Genomic DNA, 16,231 nt, shown 5'->3' with positions numbered 1-16,231 from the left:
TTATAAGACTTCATTGCAATATAAGAATGAGATCCTAGTTAACTCTAGGACCTCATAACTTTAATAAAATTTACTATACTATAAAGAAACTAATAATTTTAATTTCTTTATTGCTCTATTCTTTTTTGAAGTTAATGCTTTATATGATTTTTTATACTCATTACATAAAACATCATATCCATAATTCTCAAAATATATTTTATATAATAAATCAAATTCACTATCATCCAACTTTTTTAATCCATTCATTAGCTCTTCTTTGTCTTCTTTATTTATTATATTATCATCAATATTTTGAGTATCATTAATATTTATTTTTTCTATATCTATACAGTTAAATTCTTTTTTACTTTTCCTTAAATCACAAAATATATTATTTTGCATAGTTTTAATTGCATACCAAAAGAATGTATTTTTTCCGTGATACTTATCTATTGCAATAAGTAAATATAACTCTAAACTTTGCTCAATATCATTTTTATCCATATTTTTTATGAATATTTTATTTGAGTTACCTTTTATAAAGGGCTCAAAAAAATCAATTATATATTTTTTTGCATCCATATCCCCATTTTTTGCTCTAATTACATTTTCTTCTAATTCAAGCATGTTTTTTTTATAGTTACTCAAAGCAATCGCCTCCTAATATATAGATTTTTTATTTTTAGTCTTCTACATATACGGAATACATATATATAAAATATGGGTCAGTAACATAATCAGAATTTATATATGAAGTTATATTTATAAGTAAATCTTCATTTACATTTTCATTTACAGGAAAATCAAATTCAAATACATTAGTGTTCCAATATCCTCCTGCACTTTGCTTTGCTGTTTTTGAAACAGATCCTAAGGTTGCAACACATTTGATATAGTAAGGAGGAACTGCTAAAGTTTGTGATAATAGCTTTACAGTATACTTTCTTGAATCAACATTTTTAACTTTAAAAGAAAAATCACCAACTACGTAGCTTGGTATATTCCCATGATTATCTGTGCGTACTATACCTTTTATATCTGATATTTTACTAGAAGTATAATTTTGTGTTACATCGATACATTCCTTAATTTTCATGTGTGACCATTCTTGGAATACCCATTTTTGATTTCTTCCGCCATTTTTATCAAAAAGCATTATTGGTGTGTTATTTGTTGTATTTTCATTTGTTAAATCTGCTACTTTTGATAAATTAGATTTAATCTTAAAATAATATGAATTGTAGCCAGCATCTTCTAAGCTCCAAGACTTATCATTAATACTATTTATATTTTTACTCCTAAGAATGTTATCTCCAGAGGCAGAATCGAAACATAAAGGAGCATTAGTAGCAAGATTATTTATTGTATATAAGTTAGTTGACGGATTAAATTTTACTGTCCATTTTTCATTAGACTCATTAGTTAATTCATTTATAACTACCTTATTAACACCATTAGTTGTATCTACTTTCATACATTTTCTATTATCTAAATAAGATAAAATTCTGTAAGTTTTATTTTCTGCTATTAATGATGATGCTTCTTTAGCAGTTATTGTAAGATTCATTCTAGGCCTTATTTTACAATATAAGAAATTCTTTATTTGCATAGTTTTTAATTGTTCATCTAGTTCATTCTTAGTGTAATCATCCATAAATACAGATATTTTAGCACCAGCAGGAAGAGTTATTCCTTCAAAGTAGAAATCTTCTCCTTTTAATTGTATATTAAACGCTTTTTGTAAAGCTTCTAATACAGTAATCTCAGGTGTATTATCTGTGCTATCTTTAGAGTTACGTGCAGCAATTTTAACTTCTTTTGTAGCATATTTTGTTTCAAGTATCATTGTAGCTGTAGAAGATTCCATTTGTCCTAAATAAGGAGTCCAACTATTATTTGAAGTTACTATATTTCCATCTGAATCATATTTAGCAAAATTACCAGTAAATTGTGGTACTGATATATCTATACTAGTTCCCCTATCTATTTCCTGTAATTGATCATAGTTAATAGCAATTAATTGAGTACCTGTTGGATTTATAGTATTAAATGATAATGGTGGTAGGTTTTTAGCAGGATAGCTTTGATCTGGATTAAGGTATCCACCAATTTGATTTTCTTGTGCCTTAAAAGATGCAATAGCTTTTCCATCTAAAGTTAGTGTTATATTTGGGCTAAGATTATATATAGGGGCTGTTCCAGTATTATAATATCTAACATTTGGATTTATATAAGCAGCTTGGCCAGAATTTATACTTAATCCATTTGTGAAGCTTGTACCAGTTGTATCTGCAACTGAGTTATTTGTTTGCCATGTATGAGAATAATTTGCAGAAGCAGATATTTTAAAAGTAGGAAATCCTTGATATCCAATTTCACCTGAAATCTGTGTTCCAGCAGTATCAGATTGCGTATAACCTGTAGTAACGGCTTTTGACATACTACCACCTGAACCACTAGTAATAGTAGAATTTTTTGTTACGAGTAAATCCTCCATTGTGACTCTAATAATAGGATATGCAGCTATTAATGGATCCCTAGCTATAAGATTAACTGATGGATCTATATTACCAAGCACCTTTTCCTTATCAGTATATGGATCATTTGCGGTTCTTGCTTTATATGGATTAGATACATATTTTTTTAACCCTAATTCACTATAGCTTTCATCCCAATCAACAATAATTTTGTCTTTAGCTGTATAGCCATTAATTTCTTGAGAATCTGGTATCCCATCATTATCAGAATCTATAATAGCTGCAGAAGCTCTACTCAGAATACTACTACTATTAAACATATTGTCATTAGGAATAAATCTGTATTCATCACTCATATCTGAATATTCTGGCTCAAACATATTAGTTAAAGGTATTAAAGTTTTATCATTATCATCTATCTTCCAATATAATTTTATTCCAAGGTAATCTTTTAGAATTATAGGAGTATCAAGTAATTGTTCTATTCTAATTCTGTAAAACTTTCCAGTGGTTAAGTTAATGCTTGAAGTACTATCTAACATATTACCGTTTATTTCGATCATGCAATTTTTGTTATCTGATGATATTACATATTTTCCTGTTTGATTTGCTTTAATAAAACCAATCCATCTTATTGATTGTATTTCATTTTCTAAACATTTCATTCCTTTAAGAGAATCTTTTGAGAATAATAATGTAGATCCTATTGTAGGGGCTATTATTGATAAGTCACTAAATTGGCTATCTTTAAAATAGTATCCTGTAAGTCCTTTCAAATTTTCATTCATAATTAAACACCTTCCTTATTTTTTAATTTTTATTAGTAACGTTACATAAATAAAATATTATATAATTTCATTTTTCTTCAAATTTTGAAATATTTTTTTATGATGCTAAAATTGTGAAAAAATATTGATATTTCTAATATTTTATATTTGAACTCTATAATTTTAAAAAAAGAAAGGAGGACATGCATATGGATATTGATAATATTTCTAATTTAATTAAAAACATAGGATTTCCAATAGTAGTTACTTTTTATTTATTATTAAGAGTAGAAAAACAATTAACTACATTATCTAACACAATTTTATCTTTGAATGATCTTATTAATGATAAAATCCATGTAGAAGAAAATATAAAAAGCACTGAAGAAAACATTTCAAATTAAAATTAAATTTACGAGTAAAAAAAGCACCCATTTTTAAAATATGGGTGCGTTTTCTTTCTCTCATAAAGTATACCAGTTAAAAAATAATTAAATAATAATTTTTTTAGAAAGATTCCTATACTAAATATTCCTATGTGTATGTTTCTAATTTAACTTTGAATTTGTTATTTTATTAATTTAACTTATATTAAATAGATAAAGTATTCTAACTTCATGATTATCTTCCAGATTTTCGTAGATTGCATAAATAGCGGGTTTATTTGCTATTTTCTATTATTCATACCCCTCCCCCTTTTTCTTTCTTTACCAGAAGAAGTATTAAAAAAGTATAATGTACTCTTTGGCAACTAGCTAACATTTACACATGCATACTATATATTAAAATTATCACTAATTTTATATAATATTTCAACATTCGAAATAAAATTACATTAAATTTATTTCAAATATTGAAATATTGTAAAAATAATGGTATTATGTTAATTGTTAACATAATTATAATAAATAGGAGGGGTTAATTTGTGTAAATTTAAAAAAAGAATAACAGCTTTATCGTTAGTAACAATTTTAGTATCCTTATTAAATCAAGGAACTTTGGTGCATGCATTTGAAACAGATAAGCCTTCAGAAGAAACAATGTGGTTACCAGTTTTTACAGATAAGGATAGAGCCGAACAATTAAAAATTTCTAACTTGACTGAAAAAGTTAACTTAAATAGTATTGCATTAGAAAGGATTAAAGATCTTAATTCAGAGGAGATTCTTGAGAATATATCTCCTCCAAAAATAGGAGAAGAAATAATTGATGATGGTGATCCTTCTATTATTTCGCAAGAAGAAACTTCAAATAATATAGTGCTTCCATCAAGTATTGATAATAGTCAAACTAAGTATTTTCCTAACATAGGAAATCAAGGTGGTTTATCAAGCTGTGCATCCTTTGCAACAGCATACTATACTATGACTTATATGACCGCACTTGCAAACGATTGGAGTGTAAAAGATGAGAATGGAAATAATATAAACTCCAAAATATTTTCACCAAAATGGTCTTATAATTTTGTTAATGATGGACAAGATATAGGAGCATTTGCTTATCAAAATTATAATGTTTTTAAAACCCATGGATGTGCTACTTTAGCTGATTTTCCTTATATAGGTTCAGGTAGAGATCCTAAGAACTATAGGGAATGGGCTAAAGATGAAGAGATTTGGAGACAAGCATCTAAATATCAAGTCAATGACATATTAAGGGTTAGCTTTAATAAAAACAATAAACCTAATGCTTTTATTACATCAAATAAAGATAAAGATTTAGATGATGCAAAGAGGTTATTATTAAATGGATATATCTTGAACTTTTATACTTGGTTTTCAAATGCTAATACAAAAGAAGTTTCTGACGATCCTTCAACAACAGCAGATGATAGTTATGTAAATCAGAAAGCAATTTACCAGGTTAATAACCAAGGTGCACATGAAATGACTATTGTAGGATATAATGATGATATATGGGTTGATATTAATAGCAATGGGATAGTTGATAATGGTGAAAAAGGTGCCTTTAAAATTGCTAATTCTCATGGAGCTAATTATGCAAATAATGGATTTGTTTGGATGGCTTATGATGCATTAAATGAAAAATCCACAGTCCTGAATTTTACAAATAGCACCTCAAGAAATGGTGCATTCTTAAATAACGAAGCTGAATATGTAACAGTACTTAAAGAAGAGGACCCACCAGTATTAGCGCAATTTACTATGCAACATGATAGCAGAAAGCAATTGGAAGTAAGCTTAGTATATGAAAAAGATGGTGAAAGAAAAGCAACATCATACAGTCCACTATTATCTTATAGTGGTGGTGATTTTCCTTTAGATGGTGTTAATAAAGGTTCAGAAATTACTTTTGCAATAGATTTATCGCATCTGGAGGAAAAATTTAATATTAGTTTATCTGATGCTGATAAGGTTTACTTGCAAGTTAAAGATAATTTAAAAGATGGTAAATCAGCCATAATAAAATCACTTAACTTGGTAGATGTTGACGGAAATAAGTTATCTTCTGATTTAATTCAAGAAGAGGTTTTAATTGATGGTGACTCAAAAATGTTTGATTTAAGACAAGTTAATACTTCATCAGATTTGTATTTAAGAGCCCCAGATATATCAACAGATGAATTGTTAAGTAATGATGGCAATTTTAATATTAATGTTTCAGTGCCTAGCGATAATTCTGCCACTAAATTAAAATTATTTGAAAATAATGTTCTATTAGAAACAAGGAACTTAGTATCAAATTCAGAATTACAAAATATTAGTTTTAATATAGATAATAGAGAAGAAGGATCTTATACATATTTTGCAGTTCTTGAGGATGATAATGGAGAAACCTTAGAATCTAAAAAAATTGATATATTAGTAGATAATATAATACCACCGACAATTAAAGTATCATCTGAAGAGGTTAAAAATGGTCAATTAGGTATTGAAATAACGATTCCACCTTTAAATAATGCAAAAACCTTAAATTTATATATGGATGGACAAAAGATTGCGACTACTCCACTTACGTTTAGAAATCCTTATGAGGCAAATGAATCTTTTGAACTTTATTCAATAATAGAAGGTGTTCATACTTTTTGGGCTGAAGTTGAAGATGAAAATACAGCAGTTCCATCTAAAAAAGTAACTGTTACAGTATATTAGATACTTCTATTGATTTAGTTAATAGAAGCGAATATTATTCATTATGAAAAAGGTAAGTATTGTTCAATACAATACTTACCTTTTTCTAATCTTATTCAATAATTCCTACTTTTTAGAATAATAAAAATGAATTAAACTATTAATACAAATTTTGATAAAGTATGGTTAGATAATATTATTTTTCTCTAAGAATTCTTTATCCTCAAGTATTTTTTCAAAATCATCATCTCTAATTATAGAGTGATCCTCTGAAAATACTATGCCTCTTTTAAACACTCCATTAATATATTCAAATTCATGTGTAGAACATATTATTGTTTTTCCAATTTCATTAAGCTTTATTAATAATTCTTTTAAAAATTTCTTTCCTCTAGGGTCTATCTCATTTAATGGCTCATCTAGAACTAGAACTTCTGGATTTAACGAAAGTACACTAGCAATTACGACTTTCTTTTTCTCTCCTCCACTTAAGTTATAAGGCACTCTATCTGCAATGTGTTTTATTCCTAACAATTCTAAGCAATCATTTACTCTATTTCTTATTTCATCTTCGGTTAATCCCATTTGTCTAGGACCAAAAGCAACATCGTCATATACAGTTTGGCAAAATAGTTGAGTATTATAATCTTGAAAAACAAAGCCAATTTTTTTATGAAATTTTTTTGAAAATATATTATTATTTAATTTTTTATTTGTAATTTCATCACCACAAAATATATATTTACCTTCTTTAGGAATTAAAAGCCCATTAAGAAGTTTTAATAATGTGGATTTTCCACATCCATTAGGACCAATTATTGCTACTGATTCTCCTTCTTTTATCTTGATATTTATATTTTCAAGAACTATTTTATCTTTATATGAAAATTGTATATTCTCTAACTTTATCATAAGACCTCATCCTTTTTTTCTTATACTACAAAAAATATTACTATCATAATTATAGTAATAAATGTATATATTGCATCTGCTAATGTAAATTTAAATTTTGAATATACTATATATTCTCCAGTAAAGCCTCTGCATTCCATAGCTAAATATAATTGATCTCCCATTGTTTTTGATTTTAAAAATAAATTCCCTATAATTCTTAATAAGGAATTTCTTTTTTCAAGACTTTTTCCAATAGTTTTTAGTTTTAATGCATATAACATTTTAAGCGAGAGATTTCCTAACACATATATATATTTTATAGTTATATCAAATATTAATATAACTATATCTGGAATAAAAAGTACTTTAAGTGATTTAGTTATATTACTCCACTTTGTTGTATATGAGAATATATTAATGAGCAAAACATTTATGAAAATTTTTAAAACTAATAACATACTAGCTTGATAATTGCCCATAAAGACAATAGATGGTAATAATATTATTAAAGTAAATATTGGAGGTATTATACTTATCGATAATATTTTTTTTATTACATATCCATCTAAAATACATATATACATTAATGAATACGCTAGAATGCAGTATACAAAAAATATATCATTAGATAGTGCTAAAAATAAAATTAGCACTATCATAGATATTAGCTGTACAATTGGATTTATTCTATATATAAAACCATCTATGGGGTTTTCTCTTTTAATTTTAGAAAGCATTGTCATAATTCCAACTATAGTCTTATCTAAAAAATTCTCATTATCTTCAACTGGCTCATAATTATCTTTTTTTAATAACCAATCTCTTTGTTCCATATTTAATATATCAAATCACCTCTTTTTTATTAGTACTTGTATGATTTTAGTATTATCAATTATACTTCTTTCTTAAGACTTCCTATAACTTTAAATATTATTATTATTGCTGTAATTCCTATTATTGCAGATAGTATATATCCTGTAATAGGTCTTAATCCACTAAATCCATAGTCACTTGCAAAAGCATTATAGGAAAAACCTGACTCCATTCCGCTAGGGATATATCCAACTAATGTTTTTATTTCATCAGTTCCCCATTCTCCCCAGGCTGTATTTGATGTTATTAATCCGAGTGGTGTTAAAATTATCATTACAGTTATAGCAATAATAGAAGATTTCAATAGTGAATTGATATTTTCTTTCCCTTTATTGCTAATTATTGATGGTGATATTTTTTTTATATAAGCATATACTCCAACAGTAACAGCTCCTTCAAGTAATCCAATCAAAAGATGTATAAATACCATAGCTGGAACAGATACGCTTAAAGGATATGGACAATACAGTGGTTGTCCTAAATGATTTTTAAATAGTAAGGGCTGTATTCCAAATTCTATTGCTGCACATAAAGCTGCTAAATTTAGTCCTAAATAACCTGAAATAAACACGGCTAAGTACTCTCCTCTAGTACTTTTAAATTTTGATTTTAAAAATGAATAGCTATAATACCCTACAATAGGCATAATAAATGCCATATTAAATGCATTTGCCCCGTAGGCAAGTATTCCACCATCACCAAAAAATAAAGATTGTATTAATAAGGCTACACTAACAGCTATCGTAGCTGATGCTGGTCCTAAAATTATTGCTATTAATACAGAGCCAACTGCATGAGCACTTGTTCCTCCAGGTGCTGGAATATTAAACATCATAATTAAAAATGAAAATGCCGCACAAACTCCTAAAATAGGCATTTTCTTTTTATCTATTGTACTCTTTACTTTGCTAATAGAATATTTCCATATTGGTATCATAGCAGCTCCCATAACAGTACAAGTCCCTGGGCTTAAATAATTTTCTGGTATATGCATAATACCACCTCCATTTTTCATTTTGTAAAACGTATTAAATATTAATTAATTTCTTTTTGCAATTAATACTTACGTAAATTCAAATCACAAGAATTAAATAATTTTTTTCGAACATGATTTATACATATATATAATGCTTTTTGTATATCTTGTGTAAGATTGCCTATGATTCTTATAACAAATCCATTTACCTCTAGCATTGATATACCAAACTTTATATCTAAGTTAAATGATTCTATGTATTCCCTCAAGTTTTCAACGAAAATATCGTCTATTCTTCTATCTATAACAGTAGCTGTACCATAATTAGAATATCCCTCTAAAAAACCAAGCCCTTCAAGGTCTTGGTTTTTAGGCTCTAATAATAAATTATCTAAAAATATAAGATTACCATCCATATATATTTTACTTTTCATATGAGCAATGTAATATTGAAACTTTTTATTATCAGGAGACCATCCTGCTGTAATTCCATCTGCATATATAAGCGAAGAACTTTTATGTAGATGTATTTCAGTATTTTGTTCATATCTAGCATCTTTAAAAAGAATTGTATTATCTAGTATATATTCTAATACACTATCTTCTTCTAAATTTATCATTGAATATTGCTTGCAAATTTTTTCATTTCGGCTTTGGTATATAATAGTAGGTGCTTGAGTTGTAATTACACATCTACTTCCTTTTTTTAGCTCTATATAATTACTACATGATTCACCTTCTATATAACCACCTCCCATATGCATAAAAAAATAACAAGGTATCTTTTCTTTATCCAAATAAATAGTAGGAGATACTTTTAGCACACCTTTATGAAATATATCGTTAATTATTGTTTTTCCATCCTTTTTTTCAAGTATTACTTTTATTTCACCATCTAAATCATTCATAACTATTCAATTCCTTCTAATAAACAATTTGCTTTTATCCAATACATAACATCTCTTACACCTAAGTCCGTTTTTAAATTTGTAAAAATAAACGTATTTTCATTTCTAAATGCCAATGTATCTTCTCTCATTATCTCTAAATTTGCACCAACATAAGGAGCTAAGTCTATTTTGTTTATTATAAATAAATCACTCTTTATCATTCCTTGTCCAGCTTTTCTTGGTATTTTTTCCCCCTGTGCAACATCTATTATGTATATTGAGAAATTCACTAAATCTGGGCTAAAAGTAGCTGCTAAATTATCTCCGCCACTTTCTAAAAATATTATATCTAAATCAGTAAATTTATTTTTAAGATTATCTAAAGCTGAAAAGTTCATTGATGCATCTTCTCTTATAGCAGTATGCGGACATCCGCCAGTTTCAACTCCAATTATCCTTTCTTCATCTAATACAGAATTTTTAACCATAAATTTAGCATCTTCTTTTGTATAAATATCATTTGTTATTACTGCTAAATTATAATCATCATTCATCAATCTTGTTAATCTTTCTATTAATAAAGTTTTTCCGGCTCCAACAGGTCCTCCAACTCCAATTACAACTGGTTTCATAATTTCTCCCTCCAAAATTAAACTATTTATTTCTATATTTTATATTCCTTTTAAAAGATTTTAATTAAATTAATACTATAACTTAAGACATAAATAATCTGAATGATAAGTTTTCATGATTAATTTGTGATATTTCAAGTCCTGGAATATTTGCACCTATATCATCTTCATCTAGAGTCAATATTTTTTTACAAACTTCTTCCAATATATCAAATGATTTATTCAGTAAGAGTTGGCCATCTTTTTGTCCTAAAGGTATAGTTCTCACAGCATTTTGTATTAATGTAACAATAATGCTGTATCCATAGTAAACAATAGCATCACTTACAGAAATACCAAATTCATTCATTACAATAGCAAAAACTATTGCTGGATTTCCGTATGACTTCTTATCCGTAATTCTTTGTTTATATTCTTTTAATAAATTTATCTCATAAATATCTAATATAAGATCACTCATTCTATATGCAACAAGCTTTCCTCCATTTCTGCTTTCTTTAGCTACATTTTGAACTGTAATACTTGTATCCAAATTCCATATATTCTCTATATTGTTTTCTTTTAAATATTTATAAGTTAATCTAACTGATAGACCTTCTCCATATACAAATTGATTAAGTAAAAATGTATCGAGCCATTTTTTAAAGGACTCTGTATTGCTTATTACAGAGTTTCTCAAATAAGTTTCCATTCCATAGGAATGATTAAATGACCCAACTGGAAATGCAGAATCACATACCTGTAATACCTTAAGTATCTCATTAAAATTAGTGGTGATGGGAATAGTCGACATGTCTTAAAGCCTTTCCTAGTTTAATACTCTCAATAGAATATTTAATATTTTTGTACTTAATAATTTTTTCAATAACATGATCGTACTTAAGAATTATCTCTCCATTTTTAATATCTATAGGTATATGTGTATTTCCAAGTAAATGCGCAATTTCTCCCATTTCATTTATATCTTTCGGTTGTATAATAATTGCATCTTCATTATTTGTTTTTATAACAATGATATTATTATTTTCTTTAAATAAAATAGATCCATCTTCTAGTTGTTCATTTGTATTTTTTAAGGCTATTCCGTATTCTTTATTGTGATCCGATCTAACTCTTATTATTTTCTTAACCAAATCATCGCTATCTAAATATATAACTTCCAGATGAAAATCATCTATATTTTCTAAATCATTTATATTTCCAAGTATATTTTCAAAAATCATATTCTCTCCCACCTTTGCTATCTTTAATTAATAAAGTTCTTCTCTCTTTAGTTAAACATTAAGAGAGAAGAATAATAAAATAAATTAATATAAGAAATATCTTTGTGTTAATGGTAATTCTGTAGATGGCTCGCAACTGATAACTTCTCCATTAATTGTAACGTCATATGTTTGTGGATCTACATCGATTTCTGGAGTCTCTGTATTAAAAATTAAATCTTTCTTAGTTAATTTTCTAACTCCGCCCACTGGTAATACATTCTTTTCTAGCTTAAGTTCCTCTTTGATTCCATTTTCATATGCATATTTTGATACAAATGTCATATTGATGTCACTCTTAGCGCTTCCTGCAGCACCCCAAAAATGTCTTAACATTCTTGGTTCTGGAGTAATTATACTTGCACTTGCATCTCCCATCACCCCATAACTAAGCATTCCACTTTTCATAATCATTTTTGGTTTAGCTCCAAACATCTTTGGTTCCCAGAATACTAAATCAGCATATTTTCCAACTTCAATTGATCCAATATAATTTGATATTCCAACAGTAATTGCAGGGTTTATTGTATATTTAGCAATATACCTCTTAATTCTATTATTATCGGAATATTCTGAATCTCCATCAAATAGGCCACGCTGAATTTTCATCTTATCAGCTAATTGCCATGTTTTCATAACAACTTCTCCGATTCTTCCCATAGCCATACAATCAGAACTCATTATACTTATGACACCCATATCTTGAAGTACATCTTCTGCTGCAATTGATTGTTTTCTTATTCTTGAATCTGCAAATGCTACATCTTCTGGTATTTTTGGATCTAAATGATGACAAACCATTAACATGTCTAAATGTTCTGTAATAGTGTTTTTAGTATATGGAATTGTTGGACTTGTTGATGATGGTAATACATTATTTAGACCTGCTGCCTTTATAATATCAGGAGCATGTCCACCTCCTGCGCCCTCTGTATGGAATGTATGTATTGTCCTACCATCAAATCTATTAATTGTATATTCTACAAATCCACTTTCATTTAATGTATCTGTGTGAATAGCAACCTGTACATCGTATTTATCAGCTGCTCTTAATGTATAGTCTATACCTGAGCCGGTTGCACCCCAATCTTCATGTATTTTTATTCCCATAGCTCCTGCTTCAATTTGTTCTCCAATAACTTCTTCTGTTGCTCCCATACCTTTAGCTAATAATCCTATGTTAATAGGGTATTGTTCTGCTGCTTTTAACATTTTGTGAATATGCCAAGAGCCAGGTGTTGTAGTAGCTGAGTTAGTTCCATCTGCTGGTCCTGTTCCGCCACCAATAATTGTAGTTACACCATTATCTAATCCTGCTTCGACTATTCCAGGTGTAATCATATGTATATGTGTATCAATAGCTCCTGCTGTAACTATAAGACCTTCACCTGATATAGCTTCTGTACTTGCTCCAACAATAAAATCTACTGAATCCATTATTGCAGGATTTCCACCTTTACCTATAGCAACTATTTTTCCATCTCTTATTCCTATATCGGCTTTGTAGACACCAGTATAGTCAATAATTATAACACTGGTTATTATTGTATCTACCACTGATTTATTACCTTTTCTTGTCTCAGTGGCACTAACACCCATACCATCTCTAAGTGTTTTTCCTCCACCAAATTTACTTTCTTCTCCATACACAGTCATGTCTTTTTCTATTTTTGCAAATAAGTTTGTATCACCAAGTCTTATACTATCTCCAACTGTAGGTCCAAACATATCTGAATATTGTTTTCTACTCATTTTAAAACTCATTTGTTAGTGCCTCCTTTATTCTAAATATCCATCAACTTTATTATCAAAACCAAATACTTTTCTTTCTCCACCAAAATCTATTAATTTAACTTTTTTTCTATCTCCAGGCTCAAATCGAACTCCAGTTCCTGATGGAATATCTAATCTCTTGCCATAAGCCTTTTCTCTATCAAATTCTAATTTTGTATTTACTTCATAAAAATGAAAATGAGATCCTACTTGGATTGCTCTATCACCTTTATTTATTACAACTATTTCTATTGGCTCATATTTTGAATTACATTTTATAGAATCTTTTGCTAATATATATTCTCCTGGTATCATAACTAACCTCCACTTTATTATTGAATTGGATTATGAATTGTTACTAACTTGGTTCCATCTAGAAATGTAGCTTCGACTTGAATCATATCTATCATTTCAGATACTCCATCCATAACATCTTCTCTCTTAAGTAATGTTCTTCCATAAGACATTAATTCATCAACGCTCTTTCCATCACGAGCGCCTTCTAATATTGAATTTGTTATATAAGCAATACATTCAGGATGATTTAATTTTAATCCCCTATCTTTTCTTTTTCTTGCTACCTCTGCTGCAAGAAAAATCAGAAGTTTTTCTCTTTCCTTTGTTGTCAAATACATATACATCTCTCCTTTAAAATATTTAATGTATTAAAATAAATCATATATAACAGAATCATGACCTCTTGGTAAAGGTTAATTCCATAGACCGATAAGCATTAATAATCCTGGAATCCAAGCAGTAAATATGCCTTCAAAGATACTTAAATACCCAACAAATTTTCCTAAGGTTTTTTCAAGTCCACATTCTATAAAAGCAGTTAGCCATAATATACCCCATAATAGCCAAATAACTCCCATTTTCCAGTCTCCACCAAATTGAATAAAACATAAAATCCCAGCTGGTATAGAATTTATAGCTACAAATAAGCTATACCATCCATAAAGTTTTGTATCTAATTTGAAAATTGTATTAAATGCTGCATAAAGATATGTAAAAGCAAATAATAGTCCTGTTCCTGCTAAATAGAAATTTATCATTTTCCCAGCAAATTGCCCCTGAACAAGAATTATAATATTACATATCAATGATAGGCATCCTACAAAAATATTCATAATGGCAACTGATTTATCCTTTATGTTAAATAGTCTTGCTACACCATTATTTATTAAAACTATCCCTACATATAATAAAATCACTCCCAACATTTAACATCACTCCTATTAAAATTTTAAGTTATTTGAAACTAGTTAATTTAAATTTAGTTTCTTTTTTCTTTAACAACTACACCGGCTAAATCTCAATTTATTTATCTAACACCTTAGATCTAATACCATACAATAAGTTATAGCTTTCAATACTTGATAAAATAAAGTGAAAGGATTTGAAATCAATGCCTATTACCTTATATTGTTTTATATTACTTTAAATTCATATATATATACTTTTTAACATTTAACCGGTGTGTAAATATAATATCAAATAAAAAATAATATTTCAATATTTGAAATAAAAAATATTTCAAATATTGAAATATTTTTTATTTGCAACTATGTTCTTTAAAAAAAACATAATAAATGTTATAATATCATTGGTTAAATTTATTATATAAAAGATTAAATTTATTAAGTGAAAGGCTAATTTTATGTTTATAGAAGGTTTATTTGATTTATATTTTGATGAAAAGCGACAATATAAAAGTATATTTAATTCTCCCATTAATGTTGAGGATAAGTATCTAAATCTTAAAAGAGAGGAAAAATTAGTATTATATTATTTATATAAATATGGTCAATGTAATATGGGAGATATTACTGCTTCTTTTAATTTTCCACTTAGTACTACAAATTATATTGTTAAAGGTTTAGAAAATAAAAATATTATTATTGTTGAGAAATCAAAGACAGATAGTAGAGTTAGGTTAGTAAGCCTAAGCCCTAAAGGTAAATCTTTGATTGATATGATGCTTATTGAATTGGAAAAATTTACTTTTACTATTTTAAAAGATTTAATTCCTCATTTTGAAACTGTTTTTAAGGATGATTTAGAAGAAGAAGAAATTCTTGTATTAAAAAAGTTGCTTAATAAAGTTAGCGATAAAATTAATAGTGAAAGCTAATATCAAATAATTAAAGCCATATGTATATGCAATACATATGGCTTTAATTATTTTCTTGAATTTGATAATTTGATTTTATTTAAAAATGTTAAAAACAGTTAACTATTTGTTAACTATTTGTTAACTATTCATTTTATTCTTGTATTTATTTTGAAATTGCTATATTATGTAAATAACAGAAGGATTGGATATTAAAAATACAGATACAAAATTTAATAGGCAAACTTAGGGAAATCTAAGGACGCAAAGCTATAGGGGTTAAGGTCTTATAAGACTATACTTGCCAGTTGCCAAAGAGTTAGTAAACTTTTTGTTGTCATTGATAAGATAGACATACCCTCTTTGAGGGTATTTTTTTATATCAATGATATTCTATTTTGTTTTACTGTATAAAAGCCTCTATAATAAAATATTTAAAATATTTTTAATTAAGGTGACAAAAATTCTTAAGCAATACCTAAATTATGGTGTACTTGTAT

General features: G+C 27.5%; 16 protein-coding genes and 1 riboswitch. Of the genes, 3 read left to right on the top strand and 13 right to left on the bottom strand.

Going from position 1 to position 16,231, the window contains the following annotated elements:
- Window positions 1-78: 78 nt before the first annotated feature.
- Window positions 79-630 carry a sigma-70 family RNA polymerase sigma factor gene (locus I2E83_RS00225; protein WP_195428138.1) on the bottom strand — a complete coding sequence of 184 codons (552 nt, stop codon included), beginning with the start codon at window positions 628-630 and terminating at the stop codon, window positions 79-81.
- Between the two features lie 34 nt (window positions 631-664).
- Window positions 665-3,247, bottom strand: coding sequence for a binary toxin-like calcium binding domain-containing protein (locus I2E83_RS00220; protein WP_195428136.1), 2,583 nt, complete (start codon window positions 3,245-3,247; stop codon window positions 665-667).
- A 188-nt stretch (window positions 3,248-3,435) separates the two neighbouring features.
- Here I2E83_RS00220 and I2E83_RS00215 point away from each other — a divergent pair, with 188 nt between their 5' ends.
- Together I2E83_RS00215 and I2E83_RS00210 are read left to right on the top strand one after the other, a co-directional pair.
- Window positions 3,436-3,630 (top strand): YvrJ family protein, encoded by a 195-nt coding sequence (locus tag I2E83_RS00215; RefSeq protein WP_195263147.1) that lies wholly within the window; start codon window positions 3,436-3,438, stop codon window positions 3,628-3,630.
- A gap of 519 nt (window positions 3,631-4,149) precedes the next feature.
- Entirely contained in the window at window positions 4,150-6,339 is a 2,190-nt protein-coding gene (locus tag I2E83_RS00210) for a C1 family peptidase (RefSeq protein WP_195428134.1), read from the top strand.
- 165 nt (window positions 6,340-6,504) lie between these two features.
- On the opposite strand, the gene I2E83_RS00205 is transcribed toward I2E83_RS00210, so the two are convergent.
- The 11 genes from I2E83_RS00205 to I2E83_RS00155 all read right to left on the bottom strand — a co-directional run bounded on the left by I2E83_RS00205 (window position 6,505) and on the right by I2E83_RS00155 (window position 14,841).
- Window positions 6,505-7,230 carry an ABC transporter ATP-binding protein gene (locus I2E83_RS00205; RefSeq protein ID WP_195428131.1) on the bottom strand — a complete coding sequence of 242 codons (726 nt, stop codon included), beginning with the start codon at window positions 7,228-7,230 and terminating at the stop codon, window positions 6,505-6,507.
- A gap of 20 nt (window positions 7,231-7,250) precedes the next feature.
- A complete protein-coding gene (locus I2E83_RS00200; protein ID WP_195428129.1) occupies window positions 7,251-8,045 on the bottom strand; it encodes an energy-coupling factor transporter transmembrane component T in 795 nt (264 codons plus the stop codon).
- Window positions 8,046-8,104: 59 nt separating this feature from the next.
- On the bottom strand, window positions 8,105-9,079 hold the full coding sequence (gene cbiM, locus I2E83_RS00195; RefSeq protein ID WP_195428127.1) for a cobalt transporter CbiM: 975 nt from the start codon (window positions 9,077-9,079) through the stop codon (window positions 8,105-8,107).
- A gap of 62 nt (window positions 9,080-9,141) precedes the next feature.
- The gene (locus I2E83_RS00190; RefSeq protein WP_195428125.1) at window positions 9,142-9,969 is read right to left on the bottom strand and encodes an urease accessory protein UreD; all 828 of its coding nucleotides are present in this window, start codon (window positions 9,967-9,969) and stop codon (window positions 9,142-9,144) included.
- Window positions 9,970-9,971: 2 nt separating this feature from the next.
- Entirely contained in the window at window positions 9,972-10,583 is a 612-nt protein-coding gene (gene ureG, locus I2E83_RS00185) for an urease accessory protein UreG (RefSeq protein ID WP_195263153.1), read from the bottom strand.
- Window positions 10,584-10,665: 82 nt separating this feature from the next.
- Window positions 10,666-11,376: an urease accessory protein UreF gene (locus tag I2E83_RS00180; protein WP_195428123.1), complete on the bottom strand. Its 711-nt coding sequence runs from the start codon at window positions 11,374-11,376 to the stop codon at window positions 10,666-10,668.
- Window positions 11,351-11,806: an urease accessory protein UreE gene (locus tag I2E83_RS00175; protein ID WP_195263155.1), complete on the bottom strand. Its 456-nt coding sequence runs from the start codon at window positions 11,804-11,806 to the stop codon at window positions 11,351-11,353. The genes I2E83_RS00180 and I2E83_RS00175 overlap by 26 nt, the downstream gene beginning before the upstream one ends.
- Window positions 11,807-11,890: 84 nt before the next feature.
- Window positions 11,891-13,609: an urease subunit alpha gene (gene ureC / locus I2E83_RS00170; RefSeq protein ID WP_195263156.1), complete on the bottom strand. Its 1,719-nt coding sequence runs from the start codon at window positions 13,607-13,609 to the stop codon at window positions 11,891-11,893.
- A gap of 15 nt (window positions 13,610-13,624) precedes the next feature.
- On the bottom strand, window positions 13,625-13,933 hold the full coding sequence (locus I2E83_RS00165) for an urease subunit beta (RefSeq protein WP_195263157.1): 309 nt from the start codon (window positions 13,931-13,933) through the stop codon (window positions 13,625-13,627).
- 17 nt (window positions 13,934-13,950) lie between these two features.
- Window positions 13,951-14,253 (bottom strand): urease subunit gamma, encoded by a 303-nt coding sequence (locus I2E83_RS00160; protein WP_195263158.1) that lies wholly within the window; start codon window positions 14,251-14,253, stop codon window positions 13,951-13,953.
- A 75-nt stretch (window positions 14,254-14,328) separates the two neighbouring features.
- Window positions 14,329-14,841 (bottom strand): AmiS/UreI family transporter, encoded by a 513-nt coding sequence (locus I2E83_RS00155; protein WP_195263159.1) that lies wholly within the window; start codon window positions 14,839-14,841, stop codon window positions 14,329-14,331.
- Between the two features lie 437 nt (window positions 14,842-15,278).
- On the opposite strand from I2E83_RS00155, the gene I2E83_RS00150 reads away from it, so the two are divergent.
- Window positions 15,279-15,752 (top strand): MarR family winged helix-turn-helix transcriptional regulator, encoded by a 474-nt coding sequence (locus I2E83_RS00150; RefSeq protein WP_195263160.1) that lies wholly within the window; start codon window positions 15,279-15,281, stop codon window positions 15,750-15,752.
- Between the two features lie 208 nt (window positions 15,753-15,960).
- A riboswitch (cyclic di-GMP riboswitch) is annotated at window positions 15,961-16,047 on the top strand.
- The last annotated feature ends 184 nt before the right edge of the window (window positions 16,048-16,231 follow it).

It is taken from the genome of Clostridium sp. D46t1_190503_E9 (genome assembly GCF_015555225.1).
GTDB lineage: Bacteria > Bacillota > Clostridia > Clostridiales > Clostridiaceae > Clostridium.
This window is presented reverse-complemented; position numbering and strand designations above follow the sequence as displayed.

What these genes read in the sequence shown, in the direction of transcription:
- I2E83_RS00220 (WP_195428136.1), bottom strand. Translation starts at nt 3,247, where the DNA reads ATGAATGAAAATTTGAAAGGACTTACAGGATACTATTTTAAAGATAGC.
- I2E83_RS00215 (WP_195263147.1), top strand. Translation starts at nt 3,436, where the DNA reads ATGGATATTGATAATATTTCTAATTTAATTAAAAACATAGGATTTCCA.
- I2E83_RS00205 (WP_195428131.1), bottom strand. Translation starts at nt 7,230, where the DNA reads ATGATAAAGTTAGAGAATATACAATTTTCATATAAAGATAAAATAGTT.
- I2E83_RS00200 (WP_195428129.1), bottom strand. Translation starts at nt 8,045, where the DNA reads ATGGAACAAAGAGATTGGTTATTAAAAAAAGATAATTATGAGCCAGTT.
- cbiM (WP_195428127.1), bottom strand. Translation starts at nt 9,079, where the DNA reads ATGCATATACCAGAAAATTATTTAAGCCCAGGGACTTGTACTGTTATG.
- I2E83_RS00190 (WP_195428125.1), bottom strand. Translation starts at nt 9,969, where the DNA reads ATGAATGATTTAGATGGTGAAATAAAAGTAATACTTGAAAAAAAGGAT.
- ureG (WP_195263153.1), bottom strand. Translation starts at nt 10,583, where the DNA reads ATGAAACCAGTTGTAATTGGAGTTGGAGGACCTGTTGGAGCCGGAAAA.
- I2E83_RS00180 (WP_195428123.1), bottom strand. Translation starts at nt 11,376, where the DNA reads ATGTCGACTATTCCCATCACCACTAATTTTAATGAGATACTTAAGGTA.
- I2E83_RS00175 (WP_195263155.1), bottom strand. Translation starts at nt 11,806, where the DNA reads ATGATTTTTGAAAATATACTTGGAAATATAAATGATTTAGAAAATATA.
- ureC (WP_195263156.1), bottom strand. Translation starts at nt 13,609, where the DNA reads ATGAGTTTTAAAATGAGTAGAAAACAATATTCAGATATGTTTGGACCT.
- I2E83_RS00165 (WP_195263157.1), bottom strand. Translation starts at nt 13,933, where the DNA reads ATGATACCAGGAGAATATATATTAGCAAAAGATTCTATAAAATGTAAT.
- I2E83_RS00160 (WP_195263158.1), bottom strand. Translation starts at nt 14,253, where the DNA reads ATGTATTTGACAACAAAGGAAAGAGAAAAACTTCTGATTTTTCTTGCA.
- I2E83_RS00155 (WP_195263159.1), bottom strand. Translation starts at nt 14,841, where the DNA reads ATGTTGGGAGTGATTTTATTATATGTAGGGATAGTTTTAATAAATAAT.
- I2E83_RS00150 (WP_195263160.1), top strand. Translation starts at nt 15,279, where the DNA reads ATGTTTATAGAAGGTTTATTTGATTTATATTTTGATGAAAAGCGACAA.